This window comes from Yinghuangia soli (genome assembly GCF_021502675.1).
Taxonomy (GTDB): domain Bacteria; phylum Actinomycetota; class Actinomycetes; order Streptomycetales; family Streptomycetaceae; genus Yinghuangia; species Yinghuangia soli.
On record NZ_JAKFHA010000075.1, the window covers coordinates 1 to 8,894 of the forward strand.

The following is an 8,894-nucleotide window of genomic DNA, read 5'->3' on the forward strand; positions in this document are numbered from 1 at the left end:
CGACAGGTTTCCGGTGGTCATGGCGAAGAGGAAACGCCCGGTCCCATTCCGAACCCGGAAGCTAAGCTCTTCAGCGCCGATGGTACTGCACTCGAAGGGGTGTGGGAGAGTAGGACGCCGCCGGAATCAACTTGAGAAGGCCCCTCCCTTTCGGGAGGGGCCTTCTTGTTTTTGGCAGAAAGCCCGCTCGGGGTTCCCGGGCGGGCTTTCTGCATTTCTGCGGGAGGACCGGGGATCCGGCGTGCCGGGCGACCTCGTCAGGGCCGTCAGTGTTCTGTCACAGGCGTGTACGCGGGGCTGGAACCTGCAGGAAGAGCCGCTAACGTAAGGGGCGTTGCGTACCGACCCGCCGGCCGAGAGCTGGTCCGCGGGTTGTCTGGGGGGACCTTGGGGTGCGCAGTCGACATGTGGGGGGAGACCACAAATGGGCGCGAGCATGCGCATGCGCAAGTCCGGTGCGGTTGTCATAGGCGCCGCGTTGCTGACCTCGGTTCTGGTCGGTTGCCAGAAGGACGGCGACGGCAACGGCGGCGGGCCGCTGCTGGGCGACGCGGGCACGGGCGGCGGCGGGGACGTGAAGGGCGGGCCGTTCCCGAAGGAGCTGGTCGGGACCTGGACGTACGGTTCGGTGTCGGGGTTCTCGTACCAGGATGCGATCACCGGCGCGTACGCCCCGGCGAGCGGGAACAACGCGAAGCTGGTCATCAAGGCCGATGGCTCGTTCACCGAGGACGGCCTGCTGCAGTCGACGGTCTACAGCTGCACGACGTCGTTGTTCGTGCAGCAGGCGGGCAAGATCAAGGCGCCCGGCGCGGACAAGCTGGTGTTCACGCCGAGCAAGGTCAAGACGTCGATGCAGAACACCTGCAGCAAGAGCGGCAACTTCACCAACCGGGACGGCGAGAAGACCGCCAAGACGTACACGTACGCGCTGAAGACCGACCAGTACGGGCTGACCCTTGAACTGACGATGGAGGACGGAGGTGTCATCTCCTACCGTCCTGAGAAGTCTTAGAGTCTTATACGGGGGAAGACTCGGGAGGCTGGTCGGCGATGCAGGGCGCAAAGGTCGAGGACACGGCGGGTGCCACCGGGCTGTTCGGTCCGGATTCGGTGACGTGGCAATTGCATGCCGATCCGACCATGTGGGTCGCGGGTGTGCGTGCGCTCTACCTCCAGGCCCTGCATCCGCGGGCCGTGCGGGGCGTCGTGCAGAACTCGGACTTCCGGAAGGATCCGTGGGGCCGGCTTTTCCGTACCGCGGACTTTGTCGGGACGACGACGTACGGCACGCGCGCCGAGGCCGAGCGGGCCGGGGCGCGCGTGCGGCGGATCCACCAGTTCCTGCGGGCGGTGGATCCGGCGACGGGGCAGTCGTACCGGATAGACGAGACGGCTTTGCTGCGGTGGGTGCATTGCGCGGCTGTGGTGTCGTACGCCGAAGTGGTGCGCCGGGCGGGGTTTCCGCTGACCGACGGGCAGGTCGACCGGTATCTCGCGGAGCAGCGGGCCGCAGCCGAACTGGTGGGACTGGCTCCGGACGAGGTGCCGGGGTCGGCGAGCGGGATGCGCGAGTACTTCGAGGATGTGCGTCCGGCGTTGGGCGGATCGCCTGAAGCGGACGAGGTGTGGGAGTTTCTGCGTCGCCCGCCGGTGCCGCCCATTTTGTGGGTGGGCCGTGAGCTGCTGTGGCGCCAGGTCGCCGAGATCGCGTACGGCTCGCTGCCTTCGTGGGCACACGACATGTACGGCCACCGGCCGATCCCGCAGGTCGCGGTGACCGCCGGCCTGCGGATGCTGCGGACGTCGACGTCGCTGGTGCTGCCGGTGGTACGGCTGGTGTACGAGTCGCCGCACATCAAGGCCGCGACCGACCGCCTGGGCCCGGAGGCCAAGCCCTCCACGGCCAAGCTTCCGGCTGCGTAGAGCACTCGGTCTTCGTCCCGGTCGGCCCGGCGCACGGAACCGTTGGACAAACGGTCCTGCTTGAATTCGACGGCGTCACTCGCTCCGGTCGGCAGGCTTCGGAGCATTGTCGGCGGCGGCATGGGTGAGAAGGTCGCCTACCTTGGCGGCCGCGGTTGTCCGCGATGACAAGGGATCCCTCCCGTTCGCGGCTGAGGCGGCCAGGTCGAGGTAGTCGACGGGGGTGGCGCCGCGCGGGTATTCGACGCGCGAGGCCTTGAACTTGCGCCGGGTCGGGAGCAGCGGGTCGGCGCCGGCCTGCAGGAGCCGGCGTACGACGTCCTCCCCGAACGCCATGGCGGCGGCGTGCAGCGGCGCGATGCCCGTCTTCGGGCTGAACGCGTTCGGGTCGGCTCCGTGCCGCAGCACGAGGTCCAGTGCTGCGAGGTCGTGGTCGCGGGCGACCTGGACGACCGTGTCGGGCCGGATGTGTGCGCCGGCCGAGGTGAGCAGCTTCGCCGACTCGATGCGCTGCGGCCGGTAGAGGGCCAGGTCGAGCGCGGTCGTGCCGTGTCCGTCGAGGCGGTCGAGGTCGATGCCGGGCTGCGCGATCAACGCGGCCACCGTATCGGGGTGGTTCTGGTACACCGCCCAGTGCAGCGCGGTGTGCCGGTGCCTGCCGTCGTTCTCCGCGGCGTTGACGTCGGCCCCCTGCGCCCCCAGGTAACGCACGACGCCGGCCGCGCCCATCCGCGCCGCGGTCACCAGGTAGAACTCCAGCTTGCCGCGGTCGCCGACCCCCTCGATCCGCAACCGGAACAGCGGTACGCAGTCCGTCTCCGCGGCGTACAGCATCACGAAGTGCTCACCGCACACGGCATCGCGGTGGGCGTAGACGGCCTTGGGGTCGGGTCTCGCGACGAGCTCGGCGACCGGACCCTGCAGCCTGTCCAGGTTGCCCTGCATCGTGCTGACGCGGCGCAGCTCGTCGAGCGCCCGCACGACGGCCTCTTCGGCCGCTTGGTCCGGCAGGAATTCGGCCAGGGACAGCATCGACCCCCCAAGTCGAGACGAGGAAGCGATCATGGTATCGGCCGCAACCTGCAATGCCCCTTCGCCGGAAGCTCGTTGGTAGCTCCGGGGCCCGGGAGGCAGGCTCGCAGGGCCGACGTCGGACGGTCGGCGACCTGGGCCGCACGAGGATTCACGAGTAAGGGCTCAGGTCGGGTAGTTCCAGCTGAGAGGGAGGACCGTGCCTGCTCGCGGATGTGCCTCGGCTGCCGTCGTCCTGCCGGCCGAGCATCTGCGACACCTGTTTGCTGCGGGCGTTGTCGAGAGTGATCGTCAACATCGTCTGGGGTCTCGGCAGGCCAAAGCGCCGCCTCGGCGGGCTGCGGGCTGCCGGTGATCCACTTCCGACCACCAGGTGGGCGTATGCGAGGCTTGCGGGCATGGAGCAGCCGTCATCGATAGCGCAGCCAGTGTCGTCGTCCGCCGTCGAGCCCGCGTCTGGAGCTGCCTCTTCGGGAGGCGAATCGGTCGTCAGGATCGGCGCGTTGGCTCCGCTGAGCCGACCGGGGTGGGTCGGTGCGGGGCGGCAGCTGCTCGCCGGGCTTTCGCTGGCGGTCGACGACGTCAACGCCGCGGGCGGAATCGGCGGTCAGCGGCTGGAGTTGGTCGTACGGGACACTGCCGCTGATCCGGAGCGCGCGGTGTCGGCCGTGGACGAACTCGCCGACCTGGGTGTGGCGGCGTTGGCCGGGGAGTACCACAGCGTCGTCGCGCGAGCCGTGGCTGCTCGGGCGGATGCGCTTGGCCTGCCGTACCTGTGCTCGTCGGCAGTACTCGACGCGCTCATCGACCAGCCGAGCGAGTGGGTGGCCCGGGTGGCGCCGGCGCAGTCGCACGGGTGGCGGATCTACGCGGACTTCCTGCGCAGCGCGGGGCACTTGCGGATCGCGGTGGCGGCCCAGGCCAGTGTCTATTGGGCGTCCGGTACTCGGATCCTGCGGGAGAGCCTTGCCCCGCACGGCGGCAGCGTCGTCGAACTGGACGCGGCCGTGCTCACTCCTGAAGAGGTATGCGACGAACTCGTACGTCAGGACGCGACGGCACTCATCGTGCTCTGCGGCGTTCCGGACCCTGCGGTGTCGATCGTCCGAGCCGTACGGCGCGACCCGCGCTTGACCGACGTACTGATCGGAGCCCCGGCCGGGCAACCGGAGTTGCCGGAGTGGGTGGACGAGCTGGGCAAGGAGGGGGCTGGAGTTCCGTTCCTGAGCTACCTGCCTGAACGACTCACCGATCTCGGCGTTCGGACTGAGTCCGTCCTGCGCGAACGCCTCGGCGAGGCTCCCTCTTTCGTCGCGTTCGAGGGCTACGACACGATCGCCGTCCTCGCCGACGTACTCCGCTCGGTGGGACCGGACAGGGAGCGAATCGCCGCCGCCTGGCCCCACGTCGATATCGAAGGCACCCGAGGCCGGATCCGTTTCACGCGCACACCCGGCATCGACGTGTGGCAGTGGGCATGGCCGCCGATCCAGATCACCGACCGCGACCCGTCCACCCCGGACCGCATCAGGGTCCTGCACAGGTGAAGGCGGCCGGACGAATCGGTCCGGCCTCGGGCGACCTCATCCCCACACGGCGACCTCATCCCCACACGGCGATCTCGACGCTATTCGGCTTGGGGAACGGCGGCGTTTCCCGACCCCAATTGGCGATGCGGTCGCGGCGCCGCGGCTTCGAGCGCTCCACGCAGCGCGTCGTCCTACAGGGCCGACCAGGAGACCATTAGCCGAGCACGGGAGTTCGGCTCGTTGCCGGGGCGCACGGCTACGCTTCCTGCCCCGGTGACCGTGATCAGGCTCCCGGGTGTCATGCGCCAGTTCTTCCCTCAGCCGACGGATGTCGACGGGTGTCCGCCCGCATCCGAGGACGGATGGACCGCGATCTGGCTGGAGGCCGAGACCGGAGACGTGATCATTCAAGCGCACGAGGCGAGCAAGGAGACCATCCAGATGGCTCAAGAGGTCGGCTCGATCCCGGGACACAGTACGGACGTTCCTGAGCACGAGGTCGTCGTCAGACTCGCTGCGGCTATGCGTCAATTCCTTCCCCAGGCATCAGAGGTCACGAGTGACGTCTCCGGTACATGAGGCACTGAGCACCGCAAAGATCTCTGCGATCCATTGGGAGCTGCGGGACGCGTACATGCAGGACACCGACCCTTGGTTCGCCAAGTGGCGGTCTGGCTGGCGGCCGGACAGGAGCGAAGAACGCTGGCGGTCCGGTTGGTACGCGCACGTAGCGCAAACCGTGGCCAGAGGGGTCGATGTCCGTCGGCTCCGGGTGGTATCCGAGCCGGTCACCGACTACATCAGGTACGAACACGACCTCACGTTCGCCAATGTCGAGTCCGGTGAGTCCGTCCGCTGGCTGCCCCGCACATCCGCCTTCGACCTGCTGATGCCCGCGCTGGACGGATGGGTTGTCGACGGCACCCTCATCCTCCACTACTGGGACGGAGAGGGCAGGCCCGTGAGTGGGCGCGGCGAGATTCAGGCCGGAGTGTCCGCGGAGATCTGTTCCGACCCCGAGGTCGGCAACCTGTACTCGGCGGCGTTCGATCGGCTGTGGGAACGGGCGATCCCACATGAGGACTACGTCCTGCGCTGATCCGAGTCGACCGTGTCAACGTCCCCGTACTCGAATGCCCAGAAGGCGCGCGAAGCCCTTGGCAAGCGTCTGGGAGAGCTACGCGAGAGTGCCGGTCTCACCCTTCGGAGGCATTCCGAGTTGTGCGGCTGGCATTACTCGAAGTCCTCGCGGATCGAGAACGCCCGTACGCCACCGTCCCAAGACGACGTACGCACTTGGTGTCGGGCCTGTGGCGCACAGGATCTGACCGACGAACTGATCGCCTCATTGCGTAGTGCCGAAGGCATGTTCGTCGAGTGGCGCCGCATGGAGCAGTCCGGGCTCCGCCAAGCCCAGCAAGCCCAACTGCACAAGTACCAGCAGACGAATCGCTTCCGTTCGTACGGCTGCTGGTACGTCCCGGGCATGATCCAGACGCGGGCCTACACCGAAGCGGTCCTACGCAACATCCAGCAGCGCAGGGTTCCGATCGATGACGTCGATGCCGCTGTCGACGCCCGCATGGAGCGTCAGCGCGTCCTCCACGAAGGCCAAGCAGTCTTTGCCTTCGTCCTTGAGCAATCGGTCCTGACCGCCGGCGTAGCCGACGCGGCAACCTTGGCCGGACAACTCGATCTGCTGCTGACGATCGGTGCGCTTCCCAATGTCAGCCTGGGGATCATCCCGGCTCGCCCCGGCAGAGGACGCATGCCGGCCGAAGACTTCTGGATCTACGACCGGCGCCAGGTCAACGTCGAGCTGGTGTCCGGCTTCCTGACTGTGACGCATCCCGGTGAGATCGCGCTCTACGAAGAAGCGTTCGCCGAGTTCGCGGCCATGGCTGTCCACGGGGCGCGCGCCAGAGGCCTGATCGAGGAAGCCCGTGCGGTGGTCGGGTGAAGCTCATGCACATCCGTGCAACAACGTAGAGCCGCCGAGACGTCGGTTCCTAACGTGGAAAACCAAGGCCACTCGGGAGGCTGCCTTCTCCAACGGGTTCTCATCTTCCAAGTGGTCGCCTTGCGCAGCTATCAACTACGAGGGGGTTGCCCGCATGGGTGATCACAGCAAGGACAACGACACACCGCAGCAGGGGAATGAGAAGGACGGCAAGTCCGACACCATTGGAGGCGGCAACACCGGCACCCGGCGCAAGCCGAAAGAAGGCGGCAAGTGAGTGAGGCCGACAACGCCTCGGTAAGGCTGCTCGGGAGGGACAGGTCTCCGTTCCTCCCGACAGTCTTCTGGAGCCCCGACGATGAGCCGATCGACCGGCGTATCGACCCTGTCGCATGGGCAGCTGCTGCCGCCGACGATGTCCACCTGGTGATCCAGTGGGATGACGGCAAGGGCACCGGCACCACGCTTGCCAGCAGCTCCGCCTCGATGCCTTCCCTGGTTCGACAGATGGTCGACGCGGCCGACGTACAGCCAGGGCACAGGGTGCTGGAGATCGGCACCGGCACCGGATTCACCGCTGCCTTGCTCCGGGATCGAGTCGGGCCGTCCGGCCGGGTGGTCTCCGTCGAGGTGGACGACGCACTGGCCGACGCCGCCCGAGAGCGCCTGGCCGCGGTCGGCGTCGATGTCGAACTGCAGTGCGCCAACGGGGTCGACGGCTGGGAGATCGGGGCTCCGTACGACCGGGTGCATGTGACGTGCGCTGTCCGGCAGACGCCGTCGGCCTGGCTGAGTCAGGCACCTGGCGGCAAGATCATGATGCCGTGGGCGACAACCTTCAGTGCCGGGACGGACTTCGTCGTGGTGCTGGACGTCGACGACGGGGTGGGAGTCGGCCGCTTCGCTCACGACGTGTCGTTCATGAAGCTCCGCTCGCAACGGCAGGCACGTCCGGACTGGCCGGACACCGGCAAGGCCGAACCCATCGACCTGAAGCTGACCTGGAAGCAACTCGACGGCCCGCTCGGGGGCTTTGGGGAGTTCGTCATGGGACTCCTGTTGCCCGGGGTCTTCCACAGCACGAGCGGCACGTCGGACGCTCACGACGGTGAGCGGATTCTCTGGCTGGCCGAAGGCGACTGCTACGCATCGCTGTCGTTCGGTGCGGGCGTCGAGACCACCGCGGCCGGTGACGTGGAACTGGTGCGCTCGTACGCTCGCGCGGTCCGCTGGTGGCACGACCACGGGCGGCCGGAGGCCGAAGGGTTCGGCCTCACTGCCATCGAGTCGGACGGGCCGCTGGCTCGGCAAGAGGTCTGGTTCGGCGAGTCGGGAAACCCGGTCGCCAGACACCCGTAGCCGTGTCGCTGCGCAGCAGGGAAGCAGCGGACAACTCGTCGACCAGGAGAGATCTTCCCCTCTGGCCGCGAGCCGCGGGGGAACGGACGCTCGGCGCGGGCGCGTGGACAGTGTTCCGGGTGTGTCCGACGATGCTGCCTGCCGGTCTGTCCGAGCCGGTCTGCGTCCATCGCCGAAGGATCCCGCGCCATGCATGTGCAGTACTTCCGCTACGACGGTGCCCGGCTCCTGCTCGATCCCTTTCTGAGCCGCAGGTCTACCGTCATTCCCGTGGACGCCGATGAGCGTGCCGCAGCGTTGCAGCCGACGCTGCGTGTGCTGTTCAACGAGTCCGAGCGGGGAGGCCGGAAGGTGTACGAGGTCGGCGCCCAGGTCCGGGCCATCGGGTACGCGCTGGCCGCCGGTGGCTCAGCGGCCGACGAGCTTCCCGAAGACCTGCGGGGACTGGCAGTCCGTTCCGGGGCGGGTGGCCGACCTGAGGCGTTCCTCGACATCGCGGACTACGTCGATACCTGGGAGGTCGATGTCTACCGCAAGGTTGTCGAAGCGGTGCCCACTGCATGGGAGTTGGGCCGCCGGTTCGGACGGCTGCACGGCATGCTCTCCATGTACTTCGGCCAGGACGGCATTGCACTTGAACCCGAGGATTTGACCGACGTGGAGCGGATCGGCATGTACGTGGCCGACACCCACGAACGCGGGCTCTGCACTTGGACCTTGCCCACCGTCGTCGCCGAGTGCGCGCAGGGCTTGGTGATGTTCCAGGACGACGAGGCACTGCGAGGCTTCTTCGCCGAAGCCCTTGGCCTCGGCTCGTGCGGCCATGCTTCCTGGACAACGTGGCTCGACCTGATCTCCCAGGTCCTGAGTGAGCACCTCCGCGAGGGGCATGGGCCCGTCCAGTATCAGCGCTGACCGGGAGCATCGGCCGCTACGCGACGACGGAGCCGGCCTCGCGCTGCCTAGTGCTGTGACCGGAAAGGTTCGCCGGGTTGCTGGGCTGGCTTCGACGTGCCGGGCGCCGGTTGGATGTCTTCAATATCCAACCGGTGTTTGGGGGTTCGGTGGCAGAGCCGGTCAAGGTTCGA

The 8,894-nt window shown here is 67.7% G+C and carries 10 protein-coding genes, 1 rRNA gene and 1 pseudogene; 11 read left to right on the forward strand and 1 reads right to left on the reverse strand.

Features of this window, described 5'->3' with window-relative positions; genetic code table 11:
• Nucleotides 1-9: 9 nt before the first annotated feature.
• The 3 genes from rrf (at nt 10) to LZ495_RS43375 (ending at nt 1,926) form a co-directional block, all read left to right on the forward strand.
• Nucleotides 10-126 (forward strand): 5S ribosomal RNA (rrf, locus tag LZ495_RS43365).
• A 298-nt stretch (nt 127-424) separates the two neighbouring features.
• Nucleotides 425-1,015, forward strand: a complete 591-nt coding sequence (locus LZ495_RS43370) for a hypothetical protein (protein WP_235058820.1) — start codon at nt 425-427, stop codon at nt 1,013-1,015.
• Between the two features lie 38 nt (nt 1,016-1,053).
• Nucleotides 1,054-1,926 carry an oxygenase MpaB family protein gene (locus tag LZ495_RS43375; protein ID WP_235058821.1) on the forward strand — a complete coding sequence of 291 codons (873 nt, stop codon included), beginning with the start codon at nt 1,054-1,056 and terminating at the stop codon, nt 1,924-1,926.
• Between the two features lie 75 nt (nt 1,927-2,001).
• On the opposite strand, the gene LZ495_RS43380 is transcribed toward LZ495_RS43375, so the two are convergent.
• On the reverse strand, nt 2,002-2,991 hold the full coding sequence (locus LZ495_RS43380; RefSeq protein ID WP_235058822.1) for an ankyrin repeat domain-containing protein: 990 nt from the start codon (nt 2,989-2,991) through the stop codon (nt 2,002-2,004).
• A 365-nt stretch (nt 2,992-3,356) separates the two neighbouring features.
• On the opposite strand from LZ495_RS43380, the gene LZ495_RS43385 reads away from it, so the two are divergent.
• The 8 genes and pseudogenes from LZ495_RS43385 (at nt 3,357) to LZ495_RS43410 (ending at nt 8,721) form a co-directional block, all read left to right on the forward strand.
• Complete coding sequence (locus LZ495_RS43385) at nt 3,357-4,505, forward strand: ABC transporter substrate-binding protein (RefSeq protein WP_235058823.1); 1,149 nt, start codon at nt 3,357-3,359, stop codon at nt 4,503-4,505.
• Between the two features lie 255 nt (nt 4,506-4,760).
• A complete protein-coding gene (locus tag LZ495_RS43390) occupies nt 4,761-5,066 on the forward strand; it encodes a hypothetical protein (protein ID WP_372498732.1) in 306 nt (101 codons plus the stop codon).
• Nucleotides 5,047-5,586, forward strand: coding sequence for a DUF6879 family protein (locus LZ495_RS43395; RefSeq protein WP_372498733.1), 540 nt, complete (start codon nt 5,047-5,049; stop codon nt 5,584-5,586). The genes LZ495_RS43390 and LZ495_RS43395 overlap by 20 nt, the downstream gene beginning before the upstream one ends.
• A gap of 12 nt (nt 5,587-5,598) precedes the next feature.
• Nucleotides 5,599-5,811: pseudogene (locus LZ495_RS45190) on the forward strand (helix-turn-helix domain-containing protein); the annotation flags it as partial.
• 42 nt (nt 5,812-5,853) lie between these two features.
• On the forward strand, nt 5,854-6,447 hold the full coding sequence (locus tag LZ495_RS43400; protein ID WP_308268965.1) for a DUF5753 domain-containing protein: 594 nt from the start codon (nt 5,854-5,856) through the stop codon (nt 6,445-6,447).
• A 154-nt stretch (nt 6,448-6,601) separates the two neighbouring features.
• On the forward strand, nt 6,602-6,724 hold the full coding sequence (locus LZ495_RS44530; RefSeq protein WP_268824091.1) for a hypothetical protein: 123 nt from the start codon (nt 6,602-6,604) through the stop codon (nt 6,722-6,724).
• Entirely contained in the window at nt 6,721-7,806 is a 1,086-nt protein-coding gene (locus LZ495_RS43405) for a methyltransferase domain-containing protein (RefSeq protein ID WP_235058826.1), read from the forward strand. Before LZ495_RS44530 ends, LZ495_RS43405 begins: the two co-directional genes overlap by 4 nt.
• A 189-nt stretch (nt 7,807-7,995) precedes the next feature.
• Nucleotides 7,996-8,721, forward strand: coding sequence for a hypothetical protein (locus LZ495_RS43410; RefSeq protein WP_235058827.1), 726 nt, complete (start codon nt 7,996-7,998; stop codon nt 8,719-8,721).
• Nucleotides 8,722-8,894 lie beyond the last annotated feature (173 nt).